This window comes from Streptomyces syringium, from assembly GCF_017876625.1.
Taxonomy (GTDB): Bacteria; Actinomycetota; Actinomycetes; order Streptomycetales; family Streptomycetaceae; genus Streptomyces; species Streptomyces syringius.
Map to the genome: position 1 here is coordinate 7,505,889 of NZ_JAGIOH010000001.1, position 14,443 is coordinate 7,520,331.

Annotated in this window: 14 protein-coding genes; 7 read left to right on the forward strand and 7 right to left on the reverse strand. The window is 71.7% G+C overall.

Going from position 1 to position 14,443, the window contains the following annotated elements:
* Positions 1-114: 114 nt before the first annotated feature.
* Positions 115-1,707, reverse strand: coding sequence for an MDR family MFS transporter (locus JO379_RS32005; protein ID WP_372449128.1), 1,593 nt, complete (start codon positions 1,705-1,707; stop codon positions 115-117).
* A 140-nt stretch (positions 1,708-1,847) separates the two neighbouring features.
* Between JO379_RS32005 and JO379_RS32010 the strand changes: the two genes are divergently transcribed.
* The 6 genes from JO379_RS32010 (at position 1,848) to JO379_RS32035 (ending at position 5,791) form a co-directional block, all read left to right on the forward strand.
* A complete protein-coding gene (locus JO379_RS32010; RefSeq protein WP_209518250.1) occupies positions 1,848-2,585 on the forward strand; it encodes a TetR/AcrR family transcriptional regulator in 738 nt (245 codons plus the stop codon).
* 57 nt (positions 2,586-2,642) lie between these two features.
* Positions 2,643-3,188, forward strand: coding sequence for an FHA domain-containing protein (locus JO379_RS32015; RefSeq protein ID WP_209518252.1), 546 nt, complete (start codon positions 2,643-2,645; stop codon positions 3,186-3,188).
* A gap of 86 nt (positions 3,189-3,274) precedes the next feature.
* Positions 3,275-4,063 carry a class I SAM-dependent methyltransferase gene (locus JO379_RS32020; RefSeq protein WP_209518254.1) on the forward strand — a complete coding sequence of 263 codons (789 nt, stop codon included), beginning with the start codon at positions 3,275-3,277 and terminating at the stop codon, positions 4,061-4,063.
* Positions 4,064-4,103: 40 nt separating this feature from the next.
* Entirely contained in the window at positions 4,104-4,940 is an 837-nt protein-coding gene (locus tag JO379_RS32025; RefSeq protein WP_307842198.1) for an ATP-grasp domain-containing protein, read from the forward strand.
* Between the two features lie 124 nt (positions 4,941-5,064).
* Positions 5,065-5,517: an SRPBCC family protein gene (locus tag JO379_RS32030; RefSeq protein WP_209518256.1), complete on the forward strand. Its 453-nt coding sequence runs from the start codon at positions 5,065-5,067 to the stop codon at positions 5,515-5,517.
* A gap of 91 nt (positions 5,518-5,608) precedes the next feature.
* Positions 5,609-5,791 (forward strand): hypothetical protein, encoded by a 183-nt coding sequence (locus JO379_RS32035; protein WP_130880516.1) that lies wholly within the window; start codon positions 5,609-5,611, stop codon positions 5,789-5,791.
* Between the two features lie 51 nt (positions 5,792-5,842).
* Here JO379_RS32035 and JO379_RS32040 read toward each other — a convergent pair whose 3' ends face one another.
* The 5 genes from JO379_RS32040 to JO379_RS32060 all read right to left on the reverse strand — a co-directional run bounded on the left by JO379_RS32040 (position 5,843) and on the right by JO379_RS32060 (position 11,529).
* Positions 5,843-7,921 (reverse strand): xanthine dehydrogenase family protein molybdopterin-binding subunit, encoded by a 2,079-nt coding sequence (locus JO379_RS32040; protein ID WP_209518257.1) that lies wholly within the window; start codon positions 7,919-7,921, stop codon positions 5,843-5,845.
* On the reverse strand, positions 7,918-8,934 hold the full coding sequence (locus JO379_RS32045) for an FAD binding domain-containing protein (protein WP_209518259.1): 1,017 nt from the start codon (positions 8,932-8,934) through the stop codon (positions 7,918-7,920). The genes JO379_RS32040 and JO379_RS32045 overlap by 4 nt, the downstream gene beginning before the upstream one ends.
* A complete protein-coding gene (locus JO379_RS32050; RefSeq protein ID WP_242626339.1) occupies positions 8,931-9,443 on the reverse strand; it encodes a 2Fe-2S iron-sulfur cluster-binding protein in 513 nt (170 codons plus the stop codon). The genes JO379_RS32045 and JO379_RS32050 overlap by 4 nt, the downstream gene beginning before the upstream one ends.
* A 190-nt stretch (positions 9,444-9,633) precedes the next feature.
* Positions 9,634-10,809: a L,D-transpeptidase family protein gene (locus JO379_RS32055; RefSeq protein WP_242626315.1), complete on the reverse strand. Its 1,176-nt coding sequence runs from the start codon at positions 10,807-10,809 to the stop codon at positions 9,634-9,636.
* Between the two features lie 186 nt (positions 10,810-10,995).
* Positions 10,996-11,529 (reverse strand): GNAT family N-acetyltransferase, encoded by a 534-nt coding sequence (locus JO379_RS32060; RefSeq protein WP_130880520.1) that lies wholly within the window; start codon positions 11,527-11,529, stop codon positions 10,996-10,998.
* A 461-nt stretch (positions 11,530-11,990) separates the two neighbouring features.
* Here JO379_RS32060 and JO379_RS32065 point away from each other — a divergent pair, with 461 nt between their 5' ends.
* On the forward strand, positions 11,991-12,929 hold the full coding sequence (locus JO379_RS32065; protein WP_209518261.1) for a nitroreductase/quinone reductase family protein: 939 nt from the start codon (positions 11,991-11,993) through the stop codon (positions 12,927-12,929).
* Between the two features lie 70 nt (positions 12,930-12,999).
* Here the strand turns inward: JO379_RS32065 and JO379_RS32070 are convergent, their stop codons facing one another.
* Positions 13,000-14,355 (reverse strand): erythromycin esterase family protein, encoded by a 1,356-nt coding sequence (locus tag JO379_RS32070; RefSeq protein WP_209518263.1) that lies wholly within the window; start codon positions 14,353-14,355, stop codon positions 13,000-13,002.
* Positions 14,356-14,443 lie beyond the last annotated feature (88 nt).

A 14,443-nucleotide genomic window follows, 5' to 3' on the forward strand; every position in this document is an offset into this window, starting at 1 on the left:
GAACGCGGAGAGAACATAGGGTCCCTATTAAAGGGCGTATTCCCGCATTCACCCAATCAAATACGACCGCCCCGGGGCCCGGTGGCTCCGGGGCGCCGGCCGCGGACCGGCCGCTCACCCGGCCGCCGGACGCCGGGCAGGCTCTTCCGGGGCGGGGGCCTCTACCGGGGCGTCGCCGCGCAGGGGGACCTCCCGGATGAACCAGGCGGCCGCGAAGACGATCACCGACGCGACGGCGGCGCCGATGACGATGCCGTGCAGACCACTGGTGACGGCGGCCCGGTAGGCGTCGCGGACGGGAGCGGCCATGTCCTGCACCAGGGCCGGAGTCACGTCACCGGCTCCGGAGGCCGCCCGCCCCGCGGCCTCGGAGCCGAGCTTCCCGGCCAGGCTCGCCTCCATACGGCTCGCGTAGACGGCACCGAGCAGCGCGATGCCGAGCGAGCCGCCGATGGTGCGCATCAAGGTGACCGTTCCGCTGGCGGCGCCCATGTCGCGGGGGTCGGCGCTGTTCATGGTGATGAGCATGGTGCTCTGCATCGTCAGCCCCATGCCGAGCCCGGCGACGAGGGTGAGCGCCGAGGCCACGGCCGTGCCGGTGCTCACGTCGAGCAGCAGCAGGAGGAGGGAGCCCACGGTCATGGCGGCACCACCGAGGATCGGGTAGAGGCGGTAGCGGCCGTTGCGGCTGACCAGACGGCCCGTCGTGAGCTGGGCGCCGAGCATGCCGAACATCAGGGGGAGCAGCAGCATGCCGCTGGCCGTCGGCGACGTGCCCTGCACGAACTGCATGTACTGCGGAAGGTAGTTCGTCACCGAGAGCATCACCGCTCCGACGAGGAAGCTGAGGACCTGGGCGAGGGTGAAGTTGCGGTCGCCGAACAGCCGGGGCGGGATGACCGGTTCCTCGGCGCGCCGCTCGGTGTACACGAACCCGGCCAGCGTGAGGACGCTGACGGCGCCCAGGGTGAGGATGACCGGCGAGGACCAGGCGTAGCTGGTGCCACCCCAGCCGGCGAGCAGCGTCAGCGCCAGGATCCCGGCGGTGAGCAGGCCGGCGCCGGCGTAGTCGATCCGGGCCTTGATCCGCTCGGTGCGCAGCCGGATCCCGCTGCCCACGATCAGCAGGGCGACGACTCCGATGGGCACGTTCACGTAGAAGGTCCAGCGCCAGCTCAGGTGGTCGGTGAGAAAGCCGCCGACCAGCGGGCCGCCGATGAAGGCGACCGGCATCATCGCGCCGATCATCGACTGCAGACGGCCGCTCTCCCTCGGCGGCACCAGCACGCCGATGATCGACAGGGCGCCGACCATCAGCCCGCCCGCACCCACCCCCTGTACGGCGCGGAACGCGATGAGCTGGCCCATGTCCCGCGCGAGCCCGGCGAGCATCGAGCCGATCAGGAAGAGCACGACCGCGGTCATGAAGGCGCCCTTGCGACCGTAGAGGTCACCGAGCTTGCCCCAGATGGGCGTGGTGGCGGCCGTGGTGAGCAGATAGGCCGTCACCACCCAGGACAGCTGGTTCAGTCCGCCGAGCTCACCGACGATCGTGGGCAGCGCGGTGCCCACGATCAAGCCGTCCAGCATGGCCAGGAACATGCCGAGCATCAGGCCGAACACACCGAAGTAGAGGGACCTGTGGCGGGTCGGCGCTTCGTCGCGCTCCGCCTCCCGCGTCGGACTGTGGACGTCGTGGTCGTTCATCGCTGATCCCCCTGGCAGTGACGGTCGGCCGAGGCCGTATGCGTGTGTACGTCGTATCGAGTTGCGTACAACGTACACACCGCTGTGTACGCTGTCTACTGGCGATACGATGTACACACACCAGCTAAGGAGCCCGGCCCGTGACCGACCGGAAGAAGGGCGAGGACGAGGCCGTGGTCTCCCTCTGGGAGCGGCTCGAACGCCCCGCGCCCACCCGAGCAGCAGCCCTCACGCCGCAGCGGATCGCCGCGGCGGCGGTCGCGATCGCCGATGCGGAGGGCCTCGACGCCGTCACCATGCGGCGGCTCGCCGGCACGCTGGGCGTCGCGCCGATGGCCGCCTACCGGTACGTGTCGGGCAAGGACGACATCCTGGCGCTGATGGTCGACCTCGTCTACGGAGAGCTGGAAGTCCCCGCCGGCACCGACTGGCGGCAGAGCATGCGCGCTCTCGCCCTCAACACCCGGGACCTGATGCTCGGACACCCCTGGCTCGCCCGGCTCTCCGAACCGCAGGCGGTGCTCGAGCTGACGCCGAACCGGATGGCCGTGACGGAGCGGGCGCTGACAGCGCTCGACGGCCTGGGCCTGGACGCCGACACGATGATGTCCGTCCTCCAGACCGTCGCCGCGTACACGTACGGCAGCACCCACTCCGAGATCGCCGTGCGGCAGCTGATGGAGGGTCAGGGCTGGACCAGCGGTGACGAGGTGAGGACGGCGCTGGCTCCCCAGATGATGTGGCTCATGAACACCGGCCGGTATCCCGCCTACCTGCGCTACGCCCAAGGAGCCCAGCGCAAGGACGACGCGCGGTGGCGCTTCGAAACCGGCCTGGACTACGTCCTGGACGGCATCGCGGCTCGCATCGGGGCCTGACCGCCCCCGGCTGATCGGCTGTGGACACCGGGGGCCGGGTGGGCCGACAATCACCCCATGACGTCTCCCGATTTCCGCACGCAGGTGAGCCGGCGACCGTCGGAGGCGGAGCGGGACCGGGCGCTCGACGTGCTGCGGGCCGGCACCGGCGAGGGCCGGCTCTCGCACGACACGTTCATGCACCGCATGCAGATCGTCCTCACCGCCCGCAGCCGGACCGAGATCGACGTCATCGTGGCCGATCTGCCGCCCCGCCGAAACCTCTCGGACGCCATCGTCCGGACAGTGGCGCGGTGTTCGGCCCTCGGGGTCCGGCTGCGCGAGGCCTGGCACCTGGCACGCCTGCCCGGGCTGCGCCTTCCCGCACCCGACACGAAACCGCTCGGCATCGGCCGTTCCCCGCTGTCGGATCTGCGCTTCGACCACGACACGGTCTCCCGCCGGCATGCCGAACTGCGGTACGTGGGCGACTCCTGGCGGCTGTCCGACCTGGGCTCACGCAACGGCACCTATGTCAACGGCCTCCGCATCGCCGGCACCGTGTGCGTCCGCCCCGGCGACCACGTCGCCTTCGGCAGCCTTCACTTCCGCCTGTCGGTGTGAGCCGTCACCTCGGCGCCGACCGCTGATCGGCGCCGATCGGCTCAAGTGGGATGCCGCCGGGCCCCGTAGGGACGACGATGTCCGCCATGACGACCTCCTCGCGTGCCCGTTCCTTCGACGCGGCCGCCGCCCGCTACGCGGCGCACCGCCCCTCCTACCCGCCCGCCCTCCTGGACGCCGTCGAGGAGCTCGCCGGACGCCCGCTCGCCGGAGCACGCGTCGCGGACGTCGGGGCCGGCACCGGCATCGCCACCCGCCTCCTGCACGGCCGTGGAGCCCGCGTCGTCGCCGTCGAGCCCGGTGACGGCATGGCGGAACAGTTCCGCCGGGCCCTCCCCGGTGTGCCGGTCGTGCGCGGCGACGGCGACCACCTTCCGCTGGCCTCCGCCTCCGTCGACTTCCTCACCTACGCCCAGGCCTGGCACTGGACGGACCCGAGCCGATCGGTCCCCGAAGCGCTCCGCGTCCTGCGCCCCGGCGGCGCGCTCGCGCTCTGGTGGAACGATTTCGACACCGCCGTCCCGTGGGTCGCCGACCAGACCACCCGTCTCCGCCACTTCTTCGGCGAGGCCACGAGCACCCGGTTCGATCCTGTGCACCTGCGCCGTCTGCCCACCGGGCTCGGCCTCGTCAGCCACCGGGTGCGCTGGACCCGGCGCGTGCCGGTCGACGTGCACCTGGGCAATCTCGGCAGCCACTCCGCCTTCCTCGTCATCGGTCGCGAAGCCGCCGACGCCTTCCTCGCCGCCGAGCGCGACCGCCTGACCGGGCTCTTCCCGGACGGCACGGTGGAGGAGAGCTACACGGTCAGCCTCAGCGTCGCCCGCACCGACGGCCCGTCCCGAGGCGACAGGCCGCGACCGCCCGCGCGCTGAGGTGGACGCCCCGGCGTCATCGGTGCGATCGTCGGCGATCGTGAAGCACGGTTTCCTGGCGCTGGCGCCGCAGTACACCCCGACCCGCGAACTGCTCGCGTCCGCCGCCCGGCGGCGGGGCATGGGCGTCGAGATCCTCCCCGCCCGCGGTGGCGTGACAGGCACGACAGCGGAGAAGGACAGCGGGCACTACTACGGTGGCCCCGTCTTCGCGGCCGGCGTCGTCGACGAGCTCGCCGTCGCCCTTCTCGAGCCGGACGACGGCTGGCTGGCCGGCCTGCCGCACGCGTACACCCGTCGGCACATCAGCACCTCGACCCTGGGCGAGGCACGCCGACTGTCCGGGCCCGCCTTCGTCAAGCCGCCCAGCGACAAGAGCTTCCGGGCCGCCGTCCACGACACCGGCGGCTCCCTGCCCGAGAGCGCGGAGCTGGCGCCTGAATCACCGGTGCTGATCAGCGACGTGGTGACCTGGGCGGCGGAGTTCCGGCTGTTCGTCCTGGACGGCGAGGTCCGTACGGGGTCGCAGTACGCCACCTACGGCCGGTCCGCATCCCAGCCCCTTGACGGCCACCACCATCGCGACGCCGTCCTGGAGTTCGCGGACGACCTGCTGGGTACCTGTGGCGACAGCCTGCCCAGCGCGGTCGTGGTGGACGTCGGCCTGCTGACCACCCCCGAAAACGGCGCCGACTCCGACTGGGCGGTCGTCGAGGCCAACATGGCGTGGTTCAGCGACTGCTACGCCGCCGACCCCGACCGGGCGCTGGACGTCGTCCTGCGCGCGGCCGGCCCACGCGCACGGATCACCGACCGGGACCGCCGGTTCTGCCGGGAACGCGGTGGCACCCGCCCGTCCGCTCGCCGTGCGCACTGACCGCCCGATGTCTTTTCCGGGGGCCGGCGATCCGATGCCTTGAGAAGCGGAATCGCGGGCACTCGCTGGGGGACCGATCATTTCGTCCGACTCACCGAGTCCGACTCACCGAGGAGGAGACGTCATGTCACAGATCGAGGAGTCCGTCGAGGTCGCCGTTCCGGTCACCACGGCGTACAACCAGTGGACCCAGTTCGAGGACTTCCCCCGGTTCATGAAGGGCGTCGAGCGCATCGAACAGCGCACGCCGACCCGCACCCACTGGGTGACGAAGATCGACGGTGTCACCCGGGAATTCGACGCCGAGATCACGGCACAGATCCCCGACGAGCGCGTGGCCTGGACGACCGTGTCCGGCGAGGTCCGCCAGGCGGGTGTGGTCACCTTCCACCGCCTCGACACGGCGCGCACCAAGGTCATGCTGCAGTTCGACCACGCTCCCGATGGCTTCGTCGACACCGTCGGCGACAAGCTGGGCTTCGTCCGCCGCCAGGCCAAGGACGATCTGGAGCGCTTCAAGACCTTCATCGAGTCCCGTGGTATCGAGTCCGGCCAGTGGCGAGGCACCGTCGGCTGACCGGTTTGCGGCAGAAAGGGCCGGGTACTCGGTGCTCGGCCTTCCGCCACGGCGGGCCGGGCCCACGCGCACGTGGTGATCAGGAGGAACGATGGACCGGGGAAGCAGCAAGCACGGCGCCAAGCGGGACGACGAACTGAAGAAAGAGGTGGAAGGCCTGACCCGCTCCGGAAGGCCGACGCGCGCCCAGGAATGGCGTGAGGCGGAGCCGGCGACCGAGGAGCCCACCGGGGAGGAGGGGAGTGCCCCGGGAGAGGGCAAGAGCGGCAGGTGAACGGCCCCCGGACCGGCCGGGGATGAGCCGGGGCCGGGCCGGGAAACGCCGTCAGACCAGCAGCTTCTCCGGGTGGAGAGGCAGCTCGCGGACGCGGACGCCCGTAGCGTGGTGCACCGCGTTGGCGATCGCCGCGGCCGTGCCCACGATGCCGATCTCGCCGATGCCCTTGCTGCCCATGGGGTTCAGGTGAGGGTCCTGCTCGTCGATCCAGTGGGCCTCGATGTCGCCGATGTCCGCGCAGGCCGGCACGTGGTACGCGGCGAGGTCGCGCTCGGCGAAGTCACCGAACCGGCTGTCCAGGGTGCTGCCTTCGGTGAGCGCCATTCCCACCCCCATCACCATCCCGCCGATGAGTTGACTGCGCCCGGTACGGGCGTTGAGGATCCGGCCCGCGGCGAAGACACCCAGGAGACGGCGGACGCGGACCTCGCCGGTGTCGGTGTCCACGCGCACCTCGGCGAACTGTGCGCCGAAGGAGGACTTCGCGTGCGGCGGCTCGGACTCGATGTCGTCCGAGGTGTCGGCGGTGGCCGTCAGCCCGCCGGGCGGAGGCGTCCCCCCGTGCTCGCCGATCAGATCCCCCAGGGCCCGGCAGGCCTTGTGCACCGCCCACCCCCAGGAGGCGGTCCCGGAGGAACCCCCGGCGAGCGGGGCGGCGGGCAGGGAGCTGCTGCCGATCTCGACCGCGACCCGGTCCATCGGCACCGCGAGCGCCTCGGCCGCGATCTGCGCCAGCACGGTACGGGCGCCCGTACCGATGTCCGTCGCGTTGACCCGTACGGAGAAGCGGCCGTCGCCGTCGACGCGCACCTGCGCCGACGAGGGCGCCACATAGACGGGGTAGCAGGAGGAGGCCACGCCGGTACCGATGAGGTGACGGCCCTCGGTGCGTGAGCGGGGGCGCGGGTCACGCTCGTGCCAGCCGAAGCGCCGCGCGCCCTCGCGCAGACACTCCACCAGATGCCGGCTGCTGAACGGCTTCCCGCTGTCCGGCTCGGTCGCGGTGTCGTTGCGCACCCGCAGCTCGACGGGGTCCACGCCGGTGGCGCAGGCGAGTTCGTCCATCGCGCACTCCAGCGCGTACATCCCCGAGGCCTCGCCGGGCGCCCGCATCCAGGACGGGCTGGGCACGTCGAGCTCGACGACCTGGTGGGTGGTCCGGCTGTGCGGCGAGACATACATGGTGCGCGAGGGGGTGGCGGCCTGTTCCACGAACTGCCGGACGGTGGAGGTCTGCGTGGTGACCTCGTGCGCGAGGGCGCTGATCGTCCCGTCCGCGTCCGCGCCGAGCCGCAGGCGCTGGACGACGGGCGGGCGATGACCGACGACGGCCGCGAGCTGCGCCCGCGGCAGCGCGAGCTTGACGGGCACCCCGGTGTGCCGGGCGGCCATCGCGGCCAGGACCACCTGCGGCCGTGGCGTGCCCTTGGAACCGAAGCCGCCGCCCACGTGCTCGGAGACGACGGTGATCCGCTCACTGTCCATGCCGAAGAGCGCGGCCAGTGTCTTCTGGACGGTGGTGGCGCCCTGGCTGGAGTCGTGGGCGTGCAGGCGGTCGCCCTCCCACCGGGCGGTCGTGGCGTGCGGTTCCATGGGGTGGTTGTGCAGACCGGCCATGGTGTACGTGGCGTCGACGCGCACGGCGGCGCGCGCGTACGCCGCGTCGAAGTCACCCCGCTCGCGGCTGCCGGGAAAGCCGCCGTTGGCCTCGTCGGGGGTGTAGAGGCCCGGGTGGTCGGTGGCCAGCACGGCGTCGTGGTCCTCGGCCGCGTACGTGACCTCGATCGCGGCGGCCATGGCGCGCGCGGCCTCCAGGCTGCGGGCGACCGCCAGCGCGACGTACCAGCCGCGGTGCGGCACACGGTCGTTCTGCAGCACGAGCAGGGTGGCGTCGTCCGCCTCCTTCAGCCGCGGGGCGTTCTCGTGGGTCAGGACGGCGAGGGCCCCGGGCTCGTCCATCGCCCGCCCCGCGTCGACCGCCACGACCCGCCCCCGGGCGATCGTGGCGGGGACGGGCCAGGCGTAGGCGGCGCCCGGCGGCGTGTGTTCGGCGGCGTACCGGGCCGCCCCGGTGACCTTCTCGCGCCCTTCGACGCGCACCGGGCCGGGTGTACTCGTGGTGCTCATGAGGTGGCCCCCTCGGTGACGGCGGCGGTGCCGCCGAGGCCGGCGAGTCCGCTGAGGACGCGCACGGCCAGATTGCGCGCGAGGGACACCTTGAAGGCGTTGTCGCGCAGTGGCTCCGCGGCCGCCAGCTCGGCGTCGGCGGCACGGGTGAAGGACTCCTCGGTGGCCCGGGCCCCGCGCAGCGCGCCCTCCGCCGCGCGGGCCCGCCACGGCTTGTGGGCGAGACCGCCGAACGCCAGCCGGACGTCGTGGACCGTGCCCTCACGCACATCGAGCGCGGCGGCGACGGAGACGAGGGCGAAGGCGAACGAGGCGCGGTCGCGCGCCTTGCGGTATGCGGACCCGCCCGCCGGCGGGGGCGGCAGCTCGACGGCGAGTACCAGCTCGGCGTGGCGGATGACCGTGTCCCGATGGGGTTCGTCGCCGGGCAGCCGGTGGAAGTCCGTGAGGTCGACCGTCCGCTCGCCCTCGGGCCCCCGCAGGTGCACGACGGCGTCGAGCGCCGCGAGCGCCACGGCCATGTCCGAGGGGTGCGTGGCCACGCAGGCCTCGGAATGGCCGAGCACGGCGAGCTCGCGGTGGACGCCCTCGCGGGCCGGGCAGCCGCTGCCGGGAACGCGTTTGTTGCACGGCTTGCCGACGTCCTGGAAGTACAGGCAGCGGGTGCGCTGGAGCAGGTTCCCGCCCGTGGTGGCGGCGTTGCGGAGCTGGCCGGACGCGCCCGCCAGCACCGCCTGGGACAGCGCCGGATAGCGGGTGCGTACGGCCGGGTGGGCGGCGAGGTCGCTGTTGCGGACGCCAGCGCCGATCCACAGACCGCCGCCCGCCGTCTCCCGGATCTCCGTGAGCGGCAGTCTGCTGACGTCCACCAGCAGACCGGGGGAGGCCACACCCAGCTTCATCAGGTCGACGAGGTTCGTACCGCCGCCGAGGAACATGCCGTCGGGGGAGCCGGCCAGGGCCGCGATCGCCGCGTCGACGTCGTCGGCGCGCGTGTAGGCGAAGCTCCTCACCGCGTCACGTCCTCGATCGCGCCGACGATGTTGGGGTACGCGCCGCACCGGCACAGGTTGCCGCTCATCCGCTCGCGGATCTCGTCGGGGGACAGGGGGACGCCCGGGCCCGGCGGACCGTCCGTCAGCGGGGTGACGTACGAGGGGTGACCCGCCGCCGCCTCGGAGATCGCCCCGACCGCCGAGCAGAGCTGCCCCGGCGTGCAGTAGCCGCACTGGAAACCGTCGCGGTCGACGAACGCCTGCTGGAGCGGATGCAGCCCGTCGCCTCCGGCCTGTCCCGCCAGCCCCTCGATGGTGGTGATCTGCGCGTCGTCGTACGCGACCGCCGGCAGCAGACAGCTGTTCACGCGCCGCCCGTCGACCAGCACGGTGCACGCCCCGCACTGCCCGTGATCGCACCCCTTCTTGGCGCCGGTGAGATCCAGGTGCTCGCGCAGGGCGTCGAGCACGGTCGTCCGGTTGTCGAGGGTCAGCCGCCGGGGAACGCCGTTGACCCGGAGGGTCACTGTCGAGGTGGTGGTCCGGTCAGGGTCGCCGGACCGGCCCGGACCGGTGGGCCGGTCGGGGGCGGGGTGCGTTGCCACGGTGCCTCGCCTTTCGCTGGTGTCCCATCAGCACCGTGACGAGGTCCCCGGTTCCCCGGCGCGCGTAAACGCACCAGGGAGGGACGACACCCATTCGGCCCGCCTCAGGGGATCACTTCAGCGCGCTGCGCTTGTGCCACTGCTCCCAGGTCTCCTGCCAGACCTCCAGGCCGTTGCCGACGTCCGTCTTCTTGGTGCTGGTGGTGCCCTTGACCTCGACGGTGGAGCCGATGGACAGGAAGTCGTAGACCTTCTTGGCGTCGCTGGTGGTCATACCGAAGCAGCCGTGGCTGTTGTTCTCCACGCCGATGGAGTTGTTCCAGGGCGCCGAGTGCAGGAAGGTCCCGGAGGCGGTCAGATGGGTCACCCACTTCGAGTCCAGCATCCACTGCTTGCCGTAACCGATGGTGGACGAGTCCATGGTCTCCGCGGCGTTCTTGCTGCGTACCGTGTGGATGCCGCCGCGCGTGGGGTCGGTGGGGGAGCCCGCCGAACCCTTGATGTCGCCGACGGGCTTGCCGTTCTCGTACATGGTCAGGGTGTGGCCGGGGACGTCTATGACGGCCTTGCGGTCGGCGCCTATGGTGAAGCCGAAGTTGTAGTTCCGCGCGAACCAGCCGCCCTCACCGGAGTTGATTCCCGACAGCGAGCCGTTCACCGAGACCTTGGTCCCGCTCGGCCAGTAGTCCTTGGGCCGCCAGTCGATCCGGTCCTGGCCCGAGTAGTCCTTGACCCACCCCCAGGAGCCCTCGATCTTGGGCTGGGTGGTGACCTTCAGGGACTTCTCGATCTCGGCCCGCTTGCTGTCGTCCACCGGCTTGTCGAAGAGGATCGAGACCGGCATGCCCGTACCGACGGTCTGGCCGTTGCTGGGGGTGTTGGTGAGCTTGTTGACCGCCGGCGCCTGCTGTGTGGTGAAGGTGGCGGTCGAGGACGACTCCTTGCCCTTGCCGTCCTTGCCGCCCTTCGCCGTGGCCCGCACGGTGTACGTGGTCTGGGGGCCGGCCTTGCTGTCCGAGGCCCAGGAGGAACCGTCGGCCGCCAGCTGCCCCGTGACCTTGTTGCCCTTGTCGTCCTTGACGTCCACCTGGGTGAGCCGCCCGCCGTCCGCCTTCACCGCGATCGGCGAGCCGAGCGCGACGTCCTTGCCGCCCGCCGGGCTGACGGTGATTTTGGCTTCCGCGTCGGAACCGGAGCCACCGGAACCGCCCCCGCAGGCGGTGAGCATCAGGGAGCCCGTGAGAGCGGAAACCAACAGTACGGAGCGACGGCTCGATCCGAGGTGCACGTCAGTCGACCTTTCCAGCAACAAGAACAAGGCGGTGGGGCACGGCCTCGGTGACCCACCAGCGCGGCGGCAAACACCGCCCACAGCTCTACAGATGAGCTGCGGGCTTGTGCGGTTGCATGGAGAAAGAAACGTTTGTGCGGTGCATGGACCGGAGTGTCCGACTCCGTCGGCCGACGGCCGGTTCTACGCGGCGAATTCCGTGAGATCGATGGCGTGCACGAGCAGCGGAATGTCGTACTCGGGATGTGTGATCTCGCGCTCCCGCGTCATGCCGAGCTTGCGCAGCACGTTCTGAGAGGCGTCGTCGCCCGGCCGGGACACGCTGATGACACGGTCGAGCCCACGCTCCTGCAACGCGAACTCCAACGTGGCCTGAGCCCCTTCGGACGCGTACCCCTGGCCCCAGAACTGCCGTCCGAGCCGCCAGCTGATCTGGACCTCGTGCTCCAGCCCGGGCAGCGAGACGGGCACCGAAAGACCGACGCACCCGGCCAGTTCACCGGAGGCGAGCAGCTCGACGGCGAACACGCCGAAGCCCTCGTCGTCCCACTCCTCCTCCCAGCCCTCGATGTCCTCGGCGGTCTCCTCCAGGTCCCGGACCGAGCCGTCACCGACCCAGCGCATGACCTCCGGGTCGGCGTTGATGTCGGCCATCGGGCCGAGATCGTCCTCGCGCCAGCGGCGGAGCATCAGTCGGGGCGTTCGAATCTCTGTCACGGCGATCATCCTGCCGACCGGAGGCGGACAAAGCCAACCGGGACGCGCCACCGTCGGAGCGGACCGGGCCGGCGGCTGCCCCGCCCGGTGGGGGAGCGGGACCACGCGCGTTGACAACAGGGTCGCCTGATGGCTGTAATGGCGGGGCGCCGCGTGACGCCGACCACAGAGCAGTGGGCAGGTCGGCAGTCGGGCGAGCGCCGTACCGAGGGACCACACCATGAGTGCATCTTCCGCACCCCGCGCCTGACGCCGATCACGTCCGCGCGTCCTCCCTTGTCCTCCGCGGTGCCCCGCACCGCCGTGTGACGTCATCACCGCCATGCCTTCCCGACGGCCGTCCGGGCTTCCGACCGGCGCCGTCCCCAGGCGGGGACCGAGTGCCGCGCGCCTCACCGTCATCCACCCTCACCACGGTGCGACCGTGGAACGGGCGTACTTCTCTGGAGATCCGACACCGCATGCCCACTTCCTTCAACCAATCCGTCATCGAGGAGTTCCGCGCCAACGGCGGAAAGGTCGGCGGCCCCTTCGAGGGCGGCGACCTCCTCCTTCTCACCACCACCGGCGCGAAGTCGGGAGCGGAGCACACTGTTCCGCTCGGTTACGTCCGCGTCGGCGGCCTGCTGCTCGTCATCGGCTCCGCCGCCGGAGCGCCCCGGCACCCCGCCTGGTACCACAACCTGCTCGCCCACCCGCTGGTGCGGGTGGAGCTCGGCACCGAGGAATTCGAAGCGATCGCCGTGCCCGCCGAAGGCACGCGGCGCGACCGGCTGTTCGAGCAAGTGGCCGCTGTGGAACCGGGATACGCCGACTACCAGACCCGCACCACCCGGCTCCTGCCGGTCGTGGTGCTGGAGCGCCCCGGGATCGAGCCGGGGGAGGGGCCGGGCGAGGTCACCACGCTCGCCGACAAGCTCCTGGAGGTCCACACATGGCTGCGCGCACAGCTACGGCATGTGGGCGCCGAGGTCGACGCCCACTTCGCCGCGCGGGCGGATCGCACCGGGCCCGACGGGCCCCCGGCGGCGCCCGGGCTGGGACTGCAGATCCGCCAGCACTGCCTGGCGTTCTGCCAGTCCCTGGAGTTCCATCACACCGGCGAGGACGCGCATGTCTTCCCCGCGCTCGCCAGTCGCCACCCCCATCTGGCAGCCGCGCTCGACCGGCTCCGTGACGAACACCGGACGGTCGCACGCCTCCAGGGCGAGCTGGTCGCCCTGCTGGCAGACATCGGCGGAGCCGACCCGTTGCGCTTCCGCACCGAGCTGAACCGCATGGCACGCGAGCTGACGGCACACCTCGACTACGAGGAGGAGTCGCTGATCCCCGTCCTCGCCGGCATCCCCTTCCCCCCGGCCCCACCCGCGCACGCCGGGGCCGCCACCGTGACCGGCTGACGGGCCGACGGGGGCGGCGGTCCGCTGCCGCCCCCGGCACGACCCCTTGCGGCCGTCACGACAGCGGGCGTCACGACAGCGGGTGCGCCGCACGGAAGGCGTGCAGGTGGACGAGGACGTCGTGCCCCCTGCCGAGCGCGAACGGGCGGTAGGGGTCGCCGGGCGGTCCGATGTCCCGGGTGGGACGGGCCCGGTGCGACCAGTCGCGGGCCGCCGACGGGACGGTCCGCAGATCCACCAGGAAATCCCGGTACCGCGTCTCGTGGCCCACCCGCTCCAGTAGCTCCTCGCTGCTGCCCGCCCTGGGCGACGCGAACTCCTCGGTCCGCCACTTTCCGTCGTCGCCCGGCACGGTGGCACTTCCGCGTCCGAAGGTCGTGCCCACGCTGAGGTAGCCGCCTTCACCGAGCAGTTTTCGCAAGTAGGCCCCTTGGGTGACGGGGTAGTGGGCGGGATCGTAGGTCTCGTAGGCGGTGTGCCCGTTGTGGCCGGACAGCAGGAGCTTGTGACCGGTGTGCCGGTACCACCAAGCGGTGTTCCAGGCCATCAGTTCGTCGCGGTAACGCATGGCCTCGGGCCAGGTCGCCGGGTCCTTGAGATCGAAGGCCAGCAGCGTGGCGGTCTGCTCGATGACCCGCGCGTGCTGCACGACCCGGTCGTAGGCCGCGCGGTCGGGTCCGGGGCGCAGTCCCTCCAGGATGCTCACGGCCTGCCGGGCCAGTCCGGCCAGCCGGCGGCGCTCGGCCGGCGGCAGCGCACTGAAGTCGGTCTCGGCGGCATGGGCCCACAACGCCTCGTAGAGCCCGTCGAACTTCGGCCGCAGTGCCGGATGCCGTCGGCCGACGTACCCGAGGACCCGCTCGAACAGCATGTCGTCGATGCGCGGGTAGGCCAGATCGTTCCCCATGAACCGCACCGGGGACTTCGGGTGGCGCACATTGTGCTCACGCATCCACGTGATCAGGTCCAGATACTCGTGGACGTGCCACGGCCACTTGCCGTTGCCGAACTCCTCTTCCATGATCGTGCGCGGGTCGCCGGTGCCCTGCCGCACGTACGCGTCGATCCGCAGCCCGGCGCCCCAGCCGGCCTCCAGCGCGAAGGTCCTGAACCCCTTGTGCTCGACCAGATACCGGAAGACCCGGTGCTTGAGGGTGAACAGCTCGTGCGCACCGTGGGCCACCTCACCGAGCCCGACCACCGGCACGTCACCGATCGCCGCGCCGAGCGGGCGCAGATCGCCGAGGTCGCCGTACGGCCCGGTCGACCGCAGCGGCCGGCAGGCGCGGGCGAACGCGGCGACGACCGCACCGGCCCGGCCGTCGGGCGGCGGGGCCGCGGTCCGGGCGTGCGCCGGCCGCGCGGTGGCGGTGAAGCCCAGGGCGGGCAGCGCAGCGAGCAGCGACCGGCGTGAGAGGGGCGACATGGCGGGGTTCTCCCTACGGGTGGGGCCGGACGATCGGTCCGGACCCAGTCTTCCCGGGGGCGCACCGCGCCGGCGATCCCGCCACCAC

Coding starts and splice junctions, on each gene's coding strand:
- JO379_RS32020 (WP_209518254.1), top strand. CDS start 3,275: ATGACGACCTCCTCGCGTGCCCGTTCCTTCGACGCGGCCGCCGCCCGC.
- JO379_RS32035 (WP_130880516.1), top strand. CDS start 5,609: ATGGACCGGGGAAGCAGCAAGCACGGCGCCAAGCGGGACGACGAACTG.
- JO379_RS32005 (WP_372449128.1), bottom strand. CDS start 1,707: ATGAACGACCACGACGTCCACAGTCCGACGCGGGAGGCGGAGCGCGAC.
- JO379_RS32065 (WP_209518261.1), top strand. CDS start 11,991: ATGCCCACTTCCTTCAACCAATCCGTCATCGAGGAGTTCCGCGCCAAC.
- JO379_RS32070 (WP_209518263.1), bottom strand. CDS start 14,355: ATGTCGCCCCTCTCACGCCGGTCGCTGCTCGCTGCGCTGCCCGCCCTG.
- JO379_RS32030 (WP_209518256.1), top strand. CDS start 5,065: ATGTCACAGATCGAGGAGTCCGTCGAGGTCGCCGTTCCGGTCACCACG.
- JO379_RS32015 (WP_209518252.1), top strand. CDS start 2,643: ATGACGTCTCCCGATTTCCGCACGCAGGTGAGCCGGCGACCGTCGGAG.
- JO379_RS32040 (WP_209518257.1), bottom strand. CDS start 7,921: ATGAGCACCACGAGTACACCCGGCCCGGTGCGCGTCGAAGGGCGCGAG.